This window comes from Paraglaciecola sp. QJM3NY_14 (assembly GCF_056173245.1).
In genome coordinates, this window is sequence record NZ_CM149664.1 from 521772 (window position 1) to 538711 (window position 16940).

The following is a 16940-nucleotide window of genomic DNA, read 5'->3' on the forward strand; positions in this document are numbered from 1 at the left end:
AATACAGTTGTTTGTCAGATGCGTAAGATCATACACATCGATATGGACTGCTACTATGCCGCAGTCGAAATGCGCGATAACCCTCAATATCGCGACATCCCCCTTGCGATTGGGGGGAGTGCTGACCGCCGTGGCGTTATTTCGACCTGTAACTATGTGGCACGCAAGTATGGCGTTCGATCCGCTATGGCTACGGCCTATGCGCGTAAGCTCTGTCCTGATCTGGTTCTCGTTCCTGGCCGCATGGCTCTTTATAGCGAGATATCTCAGCAAATCCGCAAGATTTTTTTACGCTACACGGATAAAATCGAACCACTATCCCTAGATGAAGCATATCTGGATGTAACCGACAGTGAGCTTTTTTCGGGCAGTGCCACCTTAATTGCACAGGATATCCGCCGAGCGATTTTCGAAGAAACCGAACTGACCGCTTCTGCCGGTGTTGCACCCTGTAAGTTTGTGGCTAAAATTGCCAGTGACGAAAATAAGCCTAATGGGATCTGTGTGATCACACCAGATACTCAAGATGCGTTTGTGAAAACATTGGCACTGGGGAAAATCCCCGGTGTTGGCAAAGTCACGCTACAGAAACTCAATAATATGGGACTCTTTACCTGCCAAGACGTGCGAGATTATCCACTCGATGCATTCGTAAAAGCGTTTGGAAAATTTGGGCCTGTCATTTGGGATCGTAGTCACGGCATTGACGAGCGCGAGCTGTCTGTTAGTCGTAAGCGCAAGTCTGTTGGTGTAGAGCGCACTCTCGCCCAAGACATCACCACTGATGAAGAATGTTTGGCTATGCTGGAAAGCCTGTACCCCAAACTGCTGAGCCGTTTGGAGGCCGCAAGCCCTAAGCTAGTGATACAAAGTCAGGGCGTAAAACTAAAATTTAATAATTTTCAGCAAACGACAGTGGAGCATCGCCACCAAGTGCTCGATAAAACCTATTTCAAAACACTGCTAAGTGAAGCGTTAGAGCGGCGTGGCAGCAGGGGAATTCGCTTAGTGGGATTATCCGTTGGCTTACCCGAAACTGCTGACGTGCAACAAATGGTGTTTAACTTTGAGCATGAGCAAAACCGCTAGTACTTCTCCATCTTTCATTCTTCTGTTTTGCTAATTTTCGCTACCAATAGCCTTTGTATCTTTTTACACCTTGCTACGGGCAACTGTATACTGAGTGAATAAAACACGTATTTAGGGAGTAGTATGAGCATTGCAGTAGGAAAATATCGTCACTACAAGGGTAACGATTATGAAGTTATTGGGGTCGCTACGCATTCGGAAAACGATTCAGAATTAGTGGTGTATCGGCCTATGTATGGTGAGCGGGGCCTTTGGGTCCGCCCTTTGTCCATGTTTGAAGAAACGGTCGAAGTGAATGGTCAAACTGTGCCACGTTTTAGATTTATAGAAAGTGAATAATAGTCCTTACCGATTAGGTGAACGTAAATTACCCTATCTTCGTTCATGTATGAACAATCAATAATAATGGGAAACATGATGTTTAAATCAAAAGTGAATGCACTACGTTTTGCAATGGCAACACTAACGTTATTTGGTAGCACGACATTGAGCGCTGCTGATGATAGGTTCGCCGATGTACACATTAGCACCCAGGCGGTGAGTGGCTCAACATACATGCTCACTGGTGCAGGAGGTAATATCGGTGTGTCGGCTGGGGATGACGGTATTTTGATTATTGACGATCAGTTCGCTCCCTTGGCTGACAAAATCGCGCTCGCGATTGGCGATATTGCCAAGCAGCCAATGAAATACGTAATCAATACCCATTATCATGGTGATCACACAGGTTCCAACGCCTATTTTAAAGAAGTACAGGGAAGCACTATTTTTGCTCATGATAATGTGCGTAAACGCTTAGCCGCCGAAGACGGTCATAAACACGCAGCCTTACCTGTTGTGACCTATAAGCAGGGGCTGACGTTTCACTTCAATGGCGATACCATCAAGGTGCTACATCTTCCTGCAGGCCACACCGATAGCGACAGTGTTGTTTGGTTTGAACAGGCGAATGTATTGCACGCGGGGGATTTATTCTTTCAGGGGCGTTTCCCTTACATCGACTTGGCCGGTGGCGGCACGGTTAAAGGATACATTAGTAACGTTTCCACCGTGATCGACATGATAAACAACGATACTAAAGTCATGCCTGGACATGGTGAGTTAGCCGATAAGAAAGCTTATCAAGCGTCACTTGAGATGATGCAGCAAACCGCTAACTATGTTTCGGATAGAAAAGCCAAAGGCGCTAGCCTAGACTCGCTTATCGAAGAAGGTCTTGATGATAAATGGCAAGACTGGGCGTGGAACTTCATCACTGAAGAAAAGTGGATCACCACACTCTATAACGGCCAATAGTCGCTATGGATAGGCCTTTGGCGGTGCAAGCGTTGGAGGTATTGCCTTTTATTCTACAAGCAGTGCGAACCGTTATGCTAAAAGCGCGGCATCAGCTTACTCATTCTGGGCGCTATCGTAGCGTTTTACACCACCAACCCAGGTTTCAAGTACTTTGGTTTTCCATATATCCTGTGGGCTAATAGTGAATATATCCTGGTCGACTAAGATAAAATCAGCCCACTTACCAGATGACAAAGTACCTATGCTATTTTCTTGGTGAGCCGCATAGGCTCCGCTGTAAGTGAATCCTTTAAAAGCCTGCTCGACTGTTACTGCTTCTTCTTTGATCCAACCGGCCTCAGGTTGGTTGTTTCTATTCTGCCTTGTTACTGCAGCGTGTAAGCCGAAAAATGGGTTGGCCAATTCAACAGGAAAATCAGAGCCAAAAGGAACAATAGATCCCTGTTCTTCGAAAGTTTGCCAAGCATAGGCGCCTTTTAAACGCGCTTTACCAATTCGGTCTTGGGCCATGTTCATATCACTTGTGGCGTGTGTAGGCTGCATGGACGGAATTATTCCAAGGGTTTTGAATCTAGGTATGTCTGTTACATCGATAACTTGTGCATGCTCTACACGATTACGCAAGTGCTGCCCTTTGATTCGCGAAAAAGTCTCTTCGAATTGATCCAGCGCGAGTCTATTACCGCGGTCACCTATTTCATGAATATTAAGCTGAAAGCCATTGCCTATGATTAAATCAAATAATGGCTTGAGCTGCTTTATAAGGGTGAGTAATAGCCCAATGTTTTCATGGTCGTCTGAATATCCAGAAAGCATGGCTGCACCGCGGCTACCAAGCGCACCATCACCGTATACTTTGACGCTGCGGATTGACAAGTAATCGTATTGGTCGTGTATTGGACCTGCGTTGAGCATGTCTGCAAGCTTAGGATCTGTTGCTGCAAGCATAGCGTATATGCGCATGTTCAAATCCAGTTGCTGACTGCGCTTAATGTAATATTGGTAGGTAGCATAATTAATACCGGCATCGTGCGTGCTGGTGATCCCCAGTGAGAGCAAATGCGCTGCGGCAGCATCAAGTTTGCGCTGCAAATCTTGTTCGGTATCTTGAGGGATTTTTTCCACTAGCATGTTCATGGCGTTATCAATTAGTACACCAGTAGGCACACCGTTTTTATCCCTGACAATTTGGCCGCCTGGTGGGTCTAGTGAATCTTTGGTGACTCCCGCTATCTGCAATGCTTTGCTATTCGCCCAGCCAGCGTGTCCATCTATTCGGCTTATCCACACGGGACGGTCTTGAATATATTCGTCAAGCATCTCAGAGGTTGGAAATGCGTTATCGGCCCAAAGTACTTGGTTCCAGCCACCGCCCAATATCCATGTTAAATCAGGGTTTTGCTGAGCGTAATCTCGCACTTTTTGCGCGGAGGCTTTTGCACTAGAAATATCTCTGACATCTACTGCGAGTAGAGTTTCCCCCAAACCCAGTATGTGCCCATGGGCATCGATAAGGCCCGGCAGTAATACGCGCTTTTTTCCATCAATCATATCAGCATCAGGATAGGTATTTTTTAAGCTCGTGCCGCCAATAGCTAACACTCTGCCGCCATCGAAAACCATATCGGTAAACGTCACCATCTCCTCTTTATCGCTAAGGGTGTAACCATGCACATTGGTTAAGTGTGTTGGTGCGGCTAATGTGGCTGTACTTAACAAATAACCTAACAATATCAAGACTGAATATTTCATTGTGACGACCTTCGCTTAAAGTTGATGCGTCTATAATCTAAGAACAAACGTTGGCCTAAAGTCAGCAACTATGCAAATTATTAGGAGGTCTATAGGAAAGTAATAAATGAGTGACATGTAGATACAAAAAAGCCCCGCTTGTTTTCACAAGCAGGGCCTTAAATTTACCGGTAATTAATGATTACTTCTTAGCGTTACGCTCTTTAGTATCAGCAATTACTTTTTCAGCGACGTTGTTCGGACAAGGTGAGTAGTGTGAGAACTCCATAGAGAACTGACCACGACCTGACGTCATTGTACGCAATGAACCGATATAACCAAACATTTCTGAAAGAGGGATATCAGCCTTAACGCGAACACCAGTAACGCCAGCTTCTTGATCTTTGATCATACCGCGACGACGGTTCAAGTCACCGATAACATCACCAACATGGTCGTCTGGCGTGAACACGTCAACTTTCATGATAGGTTCAATCAACTGAGGACCCGCTTTAGGGATTGATTGACGGAATGCGCCTTTAGCAGCGATTTCAAATGCAACTGCTGATGAATCCACTGCGTGGAATCCACCGTCATAAAGCTCAACCTCAACATCTAACACAGGGAAGCCAGCAAGAACACCAGACTCCATCATGCTTGCAAAACCTTTTTCGATAGCAGGGAAGAATTCTTTTGGTACATTACCACCCACAACCACTGAGCTGAATGTGAAACCACTATTAGGTTCACCAGGCTTGATACGATAATCGATTTTACCGAACTGACCAGAACCACCAGATTGTTTCTTATGAGTGTAAGAATCTTCAACTTCTTGAGTGATCGTTTCACGGTATGCAACTTGAGGCTCACCGACTTCTAATTCAACACCGTAAGTACGCTTAAGAATATCTACTTTGATGTCCAAGTGAAGCTCGCCCATACCAGATAGGATTGTTTCACCTGAATCTTGGTCAGTTTCAACACGGAATGTAGGATCTTCTGCAACCATTTTACCGATAGCTAGACCCATCTTCTCAGTTGAACCTTTATCTTTAGGTGTAACAGAGATAGAGATTACTGGTTCAGGGAATACCATCGCTTCTAGGATGATTGGATCTTTAGGATCACATAAAGTGTGACCTGTTTGAACGTTACTCTTCATACCAACGATTGCGATGATGTCACCAGCTTGAGCGCTAGTTAACTCATTACGGTCATCGGCTTGCATTTCACACATACGACCAATACGTTCAGTTTTACCTGTTGCAGCATTAAGTATGGTGTCGCCTTTCTTAAGCGTACCAGAATAGATACGTACGAAAGTAAGAGCACCAAAACGGTCATCTGTAATTTTGAACGCTAACGCTTTAAATGTTTCATCTGGTGAAACAATTGCGTACTTACCATTCGGCTCACCTTCTTCGTCTGTAAGAGGTTGAGGGTCAACTTCTGTAGGACTAGGTAGGTAATCAACAACAGCATCAAGAATGTTTTGAACACCTTTGTTTTTGAATGCAGAACCACAGTAAGTCGGGAAGAAGTCCATAGTACGCGTACCTTTACGGATACAACGTTTAATGTCTTCCATAGAAGGCTCTTCGCCGTCCATGTAAGCCATCATTAGGTCATCGTCTTGCTCAACAGCAGTTTCGATCAACATTTCACGGTATTCTTCTACTTTATCCACCATGTCCGCAGGAACATCTGTGATTTCGTAGTTTTCAGGAAGACCAGTGTCATCCCAAATGAATGCTTTGCGAGTAAGAAGGTCAACCACACCAACGAAGTCATCTTCGATACCGATAGGTAGAACCATAACGAGTGGATTAGCACCAAGTACTTTTTTGGTTTGGTCAACTACGCGGTAGAAGTCAGCACCCATACGGTCCAACTTGTTTACGAAGATAATACGTGCAACTTCTGAGTCATTCGCATAACGCCAGTTAGTTTCTGACTGAGGCTCAACACCACCAGAACCACAGAAAACACCGATGCCGCCATCAAGTACTTTAAGTGAGCGGTAAACTTCAACAGTGAAGTCAACGTGCCCAGGAGTATCGATAACGTTGAAACGGTGGTCTTTCCAAAAACAACTAACCGCAGCTGATTGGATAGTAATACCGCGCTCAGCTTCTTGTTCCATGAAGTCAGTGGTAGATTCACCATCATGTACTTCACCGGTTTTGTGTATTTGACCGGTAAGCTTCAAAATTCGTTCTGTTGTGGTAGTTTTACCCGCATCAACGTGGGCGAAAATACCGATGTTTCTGTAACGTGCTAAATCTTTCATTTCTTCAACTTCAGTCTGAGTAAAAATTGCGCGGGATTATACAAGATATTTCCGCAGGATGCCGATTTTCTTTTTAGAAAAATCTAAATATTCACTTTTTTACGGAATTTGGGCGGCCGTTTAAAAGAATGCGCGGATTTTACATGGTTTAAGACAGCGAATAAAGTGGTGTTTTGTTTATTTATTAGGCAGGTAAATTGGCTACGTTAGGTCATTTTAATATTCTCGTGAATATAAGGAATCGGCACAATTTCTGAATGGAGAAAACAACAATTAACCGTTAGACATGGGCATTACACGATTTCGACCTAAGTTCTTTGCTTCATATAGCTGTTTATCCGCAGCCTCAATAAGCGCCAAGGGATTCATCCCGGTTTTCATTTCGGCAATACCAAATGAAGCACTTATTCCTCCGAGTACTTGGGATGTACGTTTATCTCTAACCCCAATTTTTTCGATAGATCTGCGCATGGTTTCGGCTATTTGTCTGGCGACGCTGAGCTTACTATTGGGAACAATAATGGCGAACTCTTCACCACCAAAGCGAAATGCTTGCGCTCCTTCTCTGCATGCAGCTTGGAGTTTTTTAGCGCTGGCTTTTAAAACCAAATCCCCCATGACATGCCCATGGGTGTCATTGATCTTTTTAAAATGATCTAAGTCAGCCAATATTAGGCACATGTTTGGTCGCATAGCATGTGCTGCTAACTCTTCGTCAAAGTATCTACGATTACACAGACCAGTCAAAGCGTCATATAAGGCTGCTTGTTGGCTTTGTTCAAGTTGATTTCTTAATCGCGTAATTTCTCTTTCTGCATCATTAAGTGCGGTGCTAAAAGATAAAGTACTTCCACGAATTTGTTTAGTTTGACTGACCAAGGTCCGGACTAAGTCCATGACCTCTTCCATACTCAAGCCCTCTCGCTCTACTTTCGCTAAGTCGTCCATGCAGGTATCCATGGTACTTTTAAAGTTACGCGTTTCACTGCGGGTATCTTGCACAGATTGAGACAGTTCAATCACCATGCTTTCAAGAGAGTGACGAAGCTCCCACACATCTACATCTTGTTCATCTGCTACATGTTTGCGATATAAGTCTCGGGTCTTTGAATCTGATATGGGTAAATTGCGCTGCAAAGCATGATCAAGAGTTTCATTAAGGGATTCAGATTCATTACTTGCATAGGTGTACCACAGGGCATAGTTGAGCGGCACGGCAGGAATCTTATGCTTAAGCAATAAAGGGATGGTGTTTTTTAGATGTTTAAATGAATTCTCTAAATCGTGATTTTTCACACAGGTCGCTCGTAAACCGATTGTTTTTCAAGCTTACCAGACTGTCATATAACGTCCAGAAAATGTCATTGCGCTCTGAATTAATGAAAGAGTAAAAAAAGACAGTGATTTAGGAGATAAACCACCGTCTTATCCGTGCATAGGGTTTAGTGAACCCAGTGATGCTTCTCTGATTTTTGTTGAATACTCTGTTGTGTTGCCTCAGGCATAAAGAGTGTATTGTTATTTTCAAAGAAGAAAGCAGGGCGCTTGGTTTTGCTGCCCACTTCGTTCATGGTCGCTGCATCATATATACGGCCGTTGATTACGGTATAAGTTACATATTCGCTGCGACGAATATCCGTTAATACGTCACCGTCGATAATCATCATATCCGCTAACTTGCCTGCTTCAATACTTCCTAGTTGCTTGCCCATGCCTAGGTGCGTGGCGCCATCAATAGTGCCACCTCGCAGTGCTTCCCATGGTGTGAAACCACCTTGCGTCATTAGCCAAAGCTCCCAGTGCGCAGCTAAGCCTTCACGTTGCCCGTGAGCGCCGATATGTACGCTTACGCCTTTATCACGTAATGTTTTAGCGTATTGTGCAACAAATACGTGGTTGTATTGATTATCTGGGGCGGTAGGGCGACGAATAGCGCGTCTATCTAACAGAAAGCTAGGTGTGTAGCGCAAAAGTCTTTCGTTTTTCCATACCTCTGTGCGGTCATACCAATACTCTTCACCCATTAGGCCGCCATAGGACACTACGAACGTTGGGGTGTAACCAAACTCAGTTTCCGCCCACAATGCCGTCAAGTCTTGATAGCCTTTCGCTATTGGAAGGGAATGCTCGAGCCCTGTATGACCATCTACTAACATAGAGATATTTTGCTGATATTTACCGCCACCTTCTGGCACTACCATCAGGTTTAATTCACGGGCCGCGGCTAATATTTGCTGGCGTTGGTCGCGTCGAGGTTGGTTATAACTTTTAACTGAAATCGCTCCGGCATCTTTAAGGCGACGCAAGTGAGTCAGTGCATCCTCATAGCTATTAATAATCGCCTTATAGCCTAGGGCTTCCGCACCATAAATAATGGTACCGGTAGAGTAGGTGCGAGGGGCAACGCGTTTGCCAGCTTTTTGCAATTCGCTGGCAGCAAAAATTTCTGAGGTGTCATTTGATGGGTCATGGATAGTCGTCACACCAAAGGCGAGAGCTGAGTACATGTTCCAGTTTTGCTCTGGGATAATCTCGTTACTGCCTTGTGAGCCATGAGCGTGAGCATCAATCAAGCCTGGTAGAATTGTTTTGCCAGTGGTGTCAATTTTAAGAGCATTGTTGGGAATAGTAATGTCTTCACGTTTGCCTACTTCAACAATCTTATTGTCCTTGATAACAACTACAGCATCTTCAATGATTTCTTGTTGGTTATTGGCGTCACGCATAGTGACAACTGTACCGCCCACAAGTGCTTTATAACCTGAGGGCTTATCGGTTTTCTGCTCAAATGAGAGTGACATGCCCTCAGTAACAGGGTCAGGTAAATCTTCGGCTGCGCCGGGTACGAATGCAAATGCTTCTTTTAACTCGCGCTCATAGTAAGTCGCTGCGTGATACCAACTAACCGCTTGGCTGTCGCTGCGCCAAGTCAGATATTCTCCTGCGCGATCCGAGAGTTGCTTAATAGGAATGGTGGTACTTTTGGGGCCAATATCTTGTTTTTGGCCTATCTCGGTGAAAGGTGCAATGTACGCTTTATATTGGTATACGAAGGCAATCCATTTTTTATCTGGGGATAAGCGATACTCAGCGATTTTGTCACCACCGTATAAATGTTCACGTTTATCTTCGCCATTGAGGTCAACACTGACTAACTGTTGTTCAGGGTAATCACTGCCAGATACAGACTCGGTAAAATACACCCGGCTGTTGTCACCAGCGAAATGTGGCGCGCTACCGTTTTTGGCGACACGCCTGTGTTTTTCACCCTTTACCGTAGCGGTATAGATACCAGGTTCCACAGAGTATTCTGGGGCCAATAAATAGCCACCAGTTTTCTTATTGTAGGTAATCAGTTTGTCGTCCGTAGAGAAGCTTGGCTCGATAAAGTGCCCAGGCTCTTTGCTGATTACTTTTTCTGAACGACCGGAAGCGGATACAGTGCGCACACTGCCTAAGTCTTTATCGTTCCACGTGGTGAAAACAATTTTTTTACCATCGTGAGAGTAGCGAGGATAGTACTCGTCATGATCGTTCTGCCGAGTAAGGCGTTTCACTTTACCGCTTTTGATCTCTTTAATGTAAAGCTTACCAAGCGCCTGAAAAACAATGTTTTGCCCATTAGGGGATTTCTGCGCCCAGCGCGCCATTTTTACCGCAAATTTTTCGGGGGCTACATCAACGTCAAAACGCACTGCATCTGCGTATTTTACGGTTGCTTTTACTGATACAGGAATGTCTTTAACTGCTTGCGTTTTTACATCAATTGAGTGGAATTTACCACCGGTCCAAAACACGATGCTTTTTGAATTAGGCATCCAATCAAAGTAGGGAAAATACCCTTCTGAGCCGAACCCTTCTTGCATGTCACGTTCAAGTTTTAAGTAGAGAAGGGATTCAACACCTGTGGCAATATCTTTAACAAACAGTCCGGTTTTCTCTTTGACTCTGCGTATGAAAGCAATCTGCTTACCGTCTGGAGAGGGGGTAGGAACAACAGCTCCCCCTGTGCCGCTGATGTACCGTTCTTCTTCGCCTGTGTTCATATCGTAACGAGTAATGGCGAAGATAGATTTTAGCGGGTCACGGTTATAATCAAAGGTGCTACCGGGTGATACATCTTGGGTGTAATACAGGTATTTCCCATCGGGGGAGAAAGCCGGGTCTGCTATGTTCTTTTGATCTGGGTTGCCATGCACACGTTTCTTAAGCACCATGCCATCACCGCCAGAGTGGTGATATAGCCAGATTTCGCCAGCCGGAATACTGCGGCTAGACATTATTCCTTTATTCGCCACTATATATTGGCCGTCAGGGCTCCATTTAGGAGAATGAATTAAGTTATTCTTCTCCTTGGTTACTTGCACTAAATTACTGCCGTCACTGTTCATCACCCAAACGTTCGACATGCCACCGCGATCGGATATAAACGCTATTTTTTTGCCATCAGGGCTGAACGTAGGTTGGATATTCCATGCGAAATCTTGCGTTAACGAGGTGGCCTCGCCGCCAGCGATAGAGCTGACATATAGATCGCCTAGCATATCAAAAACAAATTTCTCACCATTTGGCGAAACATCAAGACTAGACCAAGTCGTTTCATCAGTATCAATGGTGATTTCGTTTAAGTTAAAGGGGGGATTCAATACGTCCCATTCTGCTTCGCTGCTTTCTTTTGTGAGTACATTTTGCTTAGCTTTTTGAAGCTCAACGCGACTGAATGCGTCAGCGCTTAAGCTTAGCATCGTGCTAAATAGCGCGACGTTGATAAGATTCTTATACATGTGTGATTCCCTGAGAGCTTAATTATTATAAAAAGTCGACTATTAGAAAGCGAAAAATATACAAAACATCTGTACCGAAGACTATCTTCCTCAGTACTTTTAATTTGGCCAAAATAGCTAAATTGTGAACTTAAGTTCACAGGTGATGAATTTTTTATACACCCGCTAGCATTTGAATTTGTGCAATATCAGTATCCCCTTTTAGCACTTTTAAAATGCCATCTTGAATCAAGGTGCGCATACCATCTTCCATGGCCTGCGCTTTAAGTTGGCTGACAGGTGCTTCCTTATATACCATTGAGCGCAGTGCGGGTGTCATGCTGAGTAATTCATGAACTCCGGTTCTACCTTTATAGCCTGTGTTACCACATCTATCGCAGCCTTTGGGTTTATACAGCATCAAGGTCGGCTGGAGGCTAAGCTCGGATACGTAGTCCGCACCGTACTGGCGCGTGATAAACTCTACATCAGTGTCTGATGCTGGGGTCGCTTCTTTGCAGTTTTTACACAAGGTACGCACCAAGCGCTGGGCCAAAATACCGATGCAGGCATCAGAAAAGTTAACGGGGTCGATGCCCAAATCTAACAGACGAGTAATGGTTTCAGGGGCGGAATTGGTGTGCAAAGTAGAGAACACTAAATGCCCTGTAAGCGACGCTTCGACGCCGGCATGGGCGGTCTCTTTGTCACGCATTTCACCAATTAATATGATGTCTGGGTCTGCCCGTAAAAAAGCGCGTAGGGCGCTGGCAAAGGTAAATCCGATGCGAGGACTTACTTGGACTTGCTGCAAGCCTGCTTGTGTGATTTCGACGGGGTCTTCAGCTGTCCATATTTTTTTATCAGGGGTATTAATGTGGCCTAGCACAGCGTGTAGAGTGGTGGTTTTACCTGAGCCTGTTGGGCCAACGACCAGCAAAATGCCATGGGGCTTTTCAATCATGCGTAATATGCTTTGGTTATTGGCTGGTGATAGATTTATTTTCTCCATAGGCAGTGCGCCGCCGGTAGCAAGAATACGCATAACAACACCTTCCCCGGCCACAGTGGGAATCGTCGCCACGCGTACTTCGATAATTTGCCCTGATAATTTAAAGGCGAGCTTGCCATCTTGAGGTAGGCGCTTCTCGGCGATGTTCAAATTAGACATGATCTTGATGCGGGCAATTACGGCATTGTGGTGCGAAGCAGGCACTTGGGTGATATCGCGGCACACTCCGTCAATGCGCATACGAACTCTTGTTGGCGCATTTTTCTCTGCATCTATATGAATATCAGATGCATCGAGTCGCTTGGCATCGTGCAAAATACGGCTGACCAGGCGCACTACAGCTGGTGCATCGTCAGACATATCATCAGCTTGCTCATCGGCTTCTTGACCACTGGTTTCTATTTCATCTAGGATCTCGTTCATGGCGCCAGGACCAGCGCCACCACCGCTTGCTTCACCTAAGTATTGTAAAACGGTGTTAGGCAGTGCGACCGAGATCCCATAGCTATCAATGCCTAATGCACTCTCAATTTCCATCAGTAAATTGGCATTACTGGGCTGCGCCATTAGCACAGTGGGTTTTTCACTGGCATCGGTGATCACCGCAACAAAGTTACGTTTCAGATATGATAAATTTAATTTGCTGTCGCTTTGATATAGATGAAATCGGTCCGGTTTATAACCGATGTAAGGGACTTGATAATGCACTGACAGCGCGATACCCATCTCGTCTTCTGGTATGCGCTTTTCCGTCATCAATCGTTGAACGAGGTGGGCGTGATCAGGATTAGTGTGTACATACTTCGCCAATGTGTCTTCATCTATTACGTTTCTATGGACTAGATAATCGAACGGCTGGCTAGTTCCACCAAGCTCATAGCGAAACTTATTGCCTAAAGCCTGTGCGACTTTATCGGCTAACGCTAAGTCGGCCGATTGAAAGACACCATCGTTTCTATTGATGATTTGCATAATACCCATCAACACACCTGCGTTTAAAATAGGTATGCAAATAAGGTTCTGTGTTTTGAAGGTAGAGCTTTTATCGAATTTATCAGCGAATTTTAGCCGTGGATGTATCGCAGATAGCTCTTCACTGCTATAGGGGTCATTAACAATCAGTGGCTTTTGACTTAATGCTACGTAACCCGCAATCGACTGCGGGCTAATGGGGACTTTAATTTCTTGTATCTCATTGCCTGTTTTAAAGCGGGCAACAAGATCTTGGTGCTGCATTCTGCGCTGAAAGATACTCATGCGTTGAACATTAAATAATGATAGTAACAATGGCTCTAATTTGTCGTAAGCACTGATTAAAGAAGGGGCGTTAGCTAATAGTTGCTTAAGTTCTTGTAAAGCCGATTGATGTTCCATAGAAGCCTGCGTCAAATTTGTTTTTTATTTATACTTATCGTCACACTATAGCCGAGTGAATAATGGGATAACACTTGTTTTACATTCATGGGAAAAAGTTGAACGTGGTAGGTATTTAAAAGTAATGGGTAGGTAATCTCTATTATTTTACAATTGGTTGTTGCAAAAATAAGCGATACAGGTATACTTCGCGCCCACTTGTCCAGAAGGGCAATGGTTTTGACTTAGGCCTCGGCCGAACGTCATTAAATACAGGACCCTAATTTTGGGTTAGCAGTTTTTCATTCATCCCCCTACCTAAAGTAAAAAGGTAGTCGAGGATGGTTTTTTTTGTTCTTTCGATTGGAGCTTAATCGATGCCAAATCAAAGAATTCGTATTCGTTTGAAAGCGTTTGATCACAAGTTGATCGATCAGTCTACGGCTGAAATCGTTGAAACTGCGAAGCGTACCGGTGCTCAGGTTAGTGGACCTATTCCTCTACCTACCCGTAAAGAGCGTTATACAATACTTACTTCACCTCACGTAAACAAAGATGCGCGTGATCAGTATGAAATTCGTACACATAAGCGTTTGGTGGATATCATCGAGCCTACTGATAAAACAGTAGATGCCTTGATGAGATTGGACTTGGCTGCCGGTGTTGATGTTCAAATCAGCCTGGGCTAACAAGAGAGGGTTTTAACAATGGCGATTGGTCTTATCGGTCGTAAAGTTGGTATGACACGCATCTTCACTGAAGACGGCGTATCAATACCAGTGACTGTTATAGAAGCCACCCCGAACCGTGTTACTCAGTTACGTACTGATGAAACCGACGGGTATACAGCGCTTCAAGTAACCGCTGGCGACAAAAAAGCGAACCGCGTAAATAAAGCAGCAGCAGGTCATTTTGCTAAAGCTGGCGTGGAAGCTGGTCGTGGTTTATGGGAATTCCGTTTAGACGGCAACGAAGGCGAAGGCATAGAAGTTGGCAGTGAAATCACTGTTGAAATCTTTGCTGAAACCAAAATGGTTGACGTTGCAGGAACTTCTAAAGGTAAAGGTTTCCAAGGTGCTATTAAGCGCTGGAACTTTAGCCACCAACGTAATTCACATGGTAACTCATTGTCTCACCGTGCTCCTGGTTCAATTGGCCAAAACCAATCACCAGGTAAAGTCTTCAAAGGCAAAAAAATGGCCGGTCAGATGGGAAATAAACGTGTGACAGTTCAGTCTTTGGATGTAGTACGTGTTGACGCAGAGAACAACCTTCTTCTAGTAAGAGGCAATGTTCCTGGAGCGCCAGGTGGCGACGTCATCATCAAAGCTGCAGTTAAAGCGTAACGTCTGGGGAGTTAAGTGATGGAATTAGTATTGAAAGATGCGCAAAGCGCTCTTGAAGTATCCGAAGCAACCTTTGGACGTGAATTTAACGAAGCACTAGTACATCAAGTAGTAGTTGCATTCGGTGCAGGCGCCCGTCAGGGTTCTAAAGCACAAAAAACACGCTCTGAAGTTCGTGGTGGTGGTGCCAAACCTTGGCGTCAAAAAGGAACAGGTCGTGCCCGTGCTGGTACTATCCGTAGTCCTATCTGGCGTTCTGGTGGTGTAACATTCGCTGCTAAGCCACAGGATCACAGCCAAAAGGTTAACAAGAAGATGTACCGTGGTGCGATTCAAAGCATCCTGTCTGAATTGGTACGTCAAGAACGTTTAATCGTGGTTGAAAAGTTTTCAGTTGAAGCGCCTAAAACTAAAGAATTACTTTCTAAGTTAAATGGCCTTGAGCTAAGTGATGTACTAATCGTAACGTCTGAAGTTGATGAGAACTTGTTCTTAGCAGCTCGCAACTTATACAAAGTTGACGTACGTGATGTACAAGGCATTGACCCAGTCAGCCTGATCGCATTCGAAAAAGTGTTGATAACTGCTGATGCAGTGAAAGCATTAGAGGAGGCGTTAGCATGATTAACGAAGAACGTCTTTTAAAAGTGGTTTTAGCACCACATGTTTCTGAAAAAGCAACGCTTGCAGCTGAAGTTAACAACACTGTTGTTTTCAAAGTGCTTAAAGATGCGAACAAAGAAGAAATCAAAGCGGCAGTTGAAAAATTGTTCGAAGTTGAAGTTAATTCTGTTCGTACTGTTAACGTAAAGGGTAAAACCAAGCGTCACGGTGCATCTTTCGGCAAGCGTAAAGACTGGAAAAAAGCTTACGTAGTGCTTAAAGAAGGTCAAGACATCGACTTTGCTGGCAGCGAAGGCTAAGAAGGGGACTAGACATGCCATTATTGAAAGCTAAGCCGACTTCTGCTGGTCGTCGTCACGTAGTTCAGGTTGTTAACCCTGATCTACACAAAGGCGCTCCTTACGCTCCTTTGCTTGAAAAGAACAGCAAATCTGGTGGCCGTAATAATAACGGACGTATCACAGTACGTCACGTTGGTGGTGGCCACAAGCAACACTATCGTGTTATAGATTTCAAACGCAACAAAGACGGCATTCCAGCTAAAATTGAGCGTTTAGAATATGATCCTAACCGTTCTGCAAACATCTGTTTGGTGTTGTACGCAGACGGCGAACGTCGCTATATCTTGGCACCTAAGGGCGCTAAAGCAGGTGATCAGATTCAATCTGGTTCAGACGCTGCGATCAAAGCTGGTAACTCTTTACCAATGCGTAACATCCCAGTAGGTACTACGGTACACGCTATTGAGATGAAGCCTGGTAAAGGTGCACAAATTGCTCGTTCTGCTGGTCAGTACGCTCAAATCCTAGCGCGTGCCGAGGGTTATGTAACTCTTCGTTTACGTTCTGGTGAAGTTCGTCGAGTATTAGCAGACTGCCGTGCCACTATTGGCGAAATCGGTAATGCAGAACACATGCTACGTTCACTTGGTAAAGCCGGTGCGAACAGATGGCGCGGTATCCGCCCAACAGTTCGTGGTGTTGCCATGAACCCAGTAGATCACCCACACGGTGGTGGTGAAGGACGCACATCAGGCGGCCGTCACCCAGTATCACCTTGGGGTGTTCCAACTAAGGGTAAGAAAACCCGTAGTAACAAGCGTACCGATAAACTTATCGTACGTCGTCGTAATAAGTAACAGCGAGGATTCACCATGCCACGTTCTCTCAAGAAGGGTCCATTTATAGACCTACACTTGCTGAAGAAGGTTGAGGCTGCAGTGGAAAAGAACGACAAGAAACCAATCAAAACTTGGTCTCGTCGTTCTATGATCATCCCAGATATGATTGGGTTGACCATTGCGGTCCATAACGGTCGCCAGCACGTTCCAGTTTTCGTCAGTGACGAAATGGTCGGCCATAAGTTGGGCGAATTTGCACCAACGCGTACTTACCGCGGCCATGTCGCGGATAAGAAAGCTAAGAGATAGGGGA

14 protein-coding genes are annotated in these 16940 nt (G+C 44.9%); 9 read left to right on the forward strand and 5 right to left on the reverse strand.

The features are described from left to right. Positions 1–18: 18 nt before the first annotated feature. The 3 genes from dinB (at position 19) to AC0VYA_RS02305 (ending at position 2385) form a co-directional block, all read left to right on the forward strand. Complete coding sequence (gene dinB, locus AC0VYA_RS02295) at positions 19–1089, forward strand: DNA polymerase IV (protein ID WP_475489926.1); 1071 nt, start codon at positions 19–21, stop codon at positions 1087–1089. A gap of 123 nt (positions 1090–1212) precedes the next feature. After that, entirely contained in the window at positions 1213–1428 is a 216-nt protein-coding gene (locus tag AC0VYA_RS02300) for a DUF1653 domain-containing protein (RefSeq protein WP_475489927.1), read from the forward strand. A 78-nt stretch (positions 1429–1506) separates the two neighbouring features. Then, a complete protein-coding gene (locus AC0VYA_RS02305) occupies positions 1507–2385 on the forward strand; it encodes an MBL fold metallo-hydrolase (RefSeq protein ID WP_475491020.1) in 879 nt (292 codons plus the stop codon). A 96-nt stretch (positions 2386–2481) separates the two neighbouring features. Here AC0VYA_RS02305 and AC0VYA_RS02310 read toward each other — a convergent pair whose 3' ends face one another. The 5 genes from AC0VYA_RS02310 to AC0VYA_RS02330 form a co-directional block, all read right to left on the reverse strand. After that, positions 2482–4140, reverse strand: coding sequence for an amidohydrolase (locus AC0VYA_RS02310; protein ID WP_475489928.1), 1659 nt, complete (start codon positions 4138–4140; stop codon positions 2482–2484). Positions 4141–4321: 181 nt separating this feature from the next. Continuing rightward, positions 4322–6409, reverse strand: coding sequence for an elongation factor G (gene fusA, locus AC0VYA_RS02315; protein WP_011573387.1), 2088 nt, complete (start codon positions 6407–6409; stop codon positions 4322–4324). Between the two features lie 273 nt (positions 6410–6682). After that, positions 6683–7705 carry a diguanylate cyclase domain-containing protein gene (locus AC0VYA_RS02320; RefSeq protein WP_473477874.1) on the reverse strand — a complete coding sequence of 341 codons (1023 nt, stop codon included), beginning with the start codon at positions 7703–7705 and terminating at the stop codon, positions 6683–6685. Between the two features lie 146 nt (positions 7706–7851). Then, a complete protein-coding gene (locus AC0VYA_RS02325) occupies positions 7852–11193 on the reverse strand; it encodes an amidohydrolase family protein (RefSeq protein WP_475489929.1) in 3342 nt (1113 codons plus the stop codon). Positions 11194–11347: 154 nt separating this feature from the next. Continuing rightward, the gene (locus AC0VYA_RS02330; protein WP_475489930.1) at positions 11348–13558 is read right to left on the reverse strand and encodes a GspE/PulE family protein; all 2211 of its coding nucleotides are present in this window, start codon (positions 13556–13558) and stop codon (positions 11348–11350) included. 356 nt (positions 13559–13914) lie between these two features. On the opposite strand from AC0VYA_RS02330, the gene rpsJ reads away from it, so the two are divergent. The 6 genes from rpsJ to rpsS are packed head-to-tail and all read left to right on the forward strand — an operon-like array spanning position 13915 to position 16936. After that, positions 13915–14226, forward strand: coding sequence for a 30S ribosomal protein S10 (rpsJ, locus tag AC0VYA_RS02335; protein ID WP_006992667.1), 312 nt, complete (start codon positions 13915–13917; stop codon positions 14224–14226). A gap of 18 nt (positions 14227–14244) precedes the next feature. Then, positions 14245–14883 carry a 50S ribosomal protein L3 gene (gene rplC, locus AC0VYA_RS02340; protein WP_011573391.1) on the forward strand — a complete coding sequence of 213 codons (639 nt, stop codon included), beginning with the start codon at positions 14245–14247 and terminating at the stop codon, positions 14881–14883. A gap of 18 nt (positions 14884–14901) precedes the next feature. Then, a complete protein-coding gene (gene rplD, locus AC0VYA_RS02345; RefSeq protein WP_006992669.1) occupies positions 14902–15507 on the forward strand; it encodes a 50S ribosomal protein L4 in 606 nt (201 codons plus the stop codon). Next, entirely contained in the window at positions 15504–15806 is a 303-nt protein-coding gene (gene rplW / locus AC0VYA_RS02350; protein WP_006992670.1) for a 50S ribosomal protein L23, read from the forward strand. Before rplD ends, rplW begins: the two co-directional genes overlap by 4 nt. A 14-nt stretch (positions 15807–15820) precedes the next feature. Beyond that, positions 15821–16645: a 50S ribosomal protein L2 gene (rplB, locus tag AC0VYA_RS02355; protein WP_006992671.1), complete on the forward strand. Its 825-nt coding sequence runs from the start codon at positions 15821–15823 to the stop codon at positions 16643–16645. A 15-nt stretch (positions 16646–16660) separates the two neighbouring features. Then, positions 16661–16936: a 30S ribosomal protein S19 gene (gene rpsS / locus AC0VYA_RS02360; RefSeq protein ID WP_011573392.1), complete on the forward strand. Its 276-nt coding sequence runs from the start codon at positions 16661–16663 to the stop codon at positions 16934–16936. Positions 16937–16940: the final 4 nt, after the last annotated feature.

Coding starts and splice junctions, on each gene's coding strand:
- rpsS (WP_011573392.1), top strand. CDS start 16,661: ATGCCACGTTCTCTCAAGAAGGGTCCATTTATAGACCTACACTTGCTG.
- rpsJ (WP_006992667.1), top strand. CDS start 13,915: ATGCCAAATCAAAGAATTCGTATTCGTTTGAAAGCGTTTGATCACAAG.
- rplB (WP_006992671.1), top strand. CDS start 15,821: ATGCCATTATTGAAAGCTAAGCCGACTTCTGCTGGTCGTCGTCACGTA.
- dinB (WP_475489926.1), top strand. CDS start 19: ATGCGTAAGATCATACACATCGATATGGACTGCTACTATGCCGCAGTC.
- rplD (WP_006992669.1), top strand. CDS start 14,902: ATGGAATTAGTATTGAAAGATGCGCAAAGCGCTCTTGAAGTATCCGAA.
- fusA (WP_011573387.1), bottom strand. CDS start 6,409: ATGAAAGATTTAGCACGTTACAGAAACATCGGTATTTTCGCCCACGTT.
- AC0VYA_RS02330 (WP_475489930.1), bottom strand. CDS start 13,558: ATGGAACATCAATCGGCTTTACAAGAACTTAAGCAACTATTAGCTAAC.
- AC0VYA_RS02300 (WP_475489927.1), top strand. CDS start 1,213: ATGAGCATTGCAGTAGGAAAATATCGTCACTACAAGGGTAACGATTAT.
- AC0VYA_RS02310 (WP_475489928.1), bottom strand. CDS start 4,140: ATGAAATATTCAGTCTTGATATTGTTAGGTTATTTGTTAAGTACAGCC.
- rplC (WP_011573391.1), top strand. CDS start 14,245: ATGGCGATTGGTCTTATCGGTCGTAAAGTTGGTATGACACGCATCTTC.
- AC0VYA_RS02305 (WP_475491020.1), top strand. CDS start 1,507: ATGTTTAAATCAAAAGTGAATGCACTACGTTTTGCAATGGCAACACTA.
- rplW (WP_006992670.1), top strand. CDS start 15,504: ATGATTAACGAAGAACGTCTTTTAAAAGTGGTTTTAGCACCACATGTT.
- AC0VYA_RS02325 (WP_475489929.1), bottom strand. CDS start 11,193: ATGTATAAGAATCTTATCAACGTCGCGCTATTTAGCACGATGCTAAGC.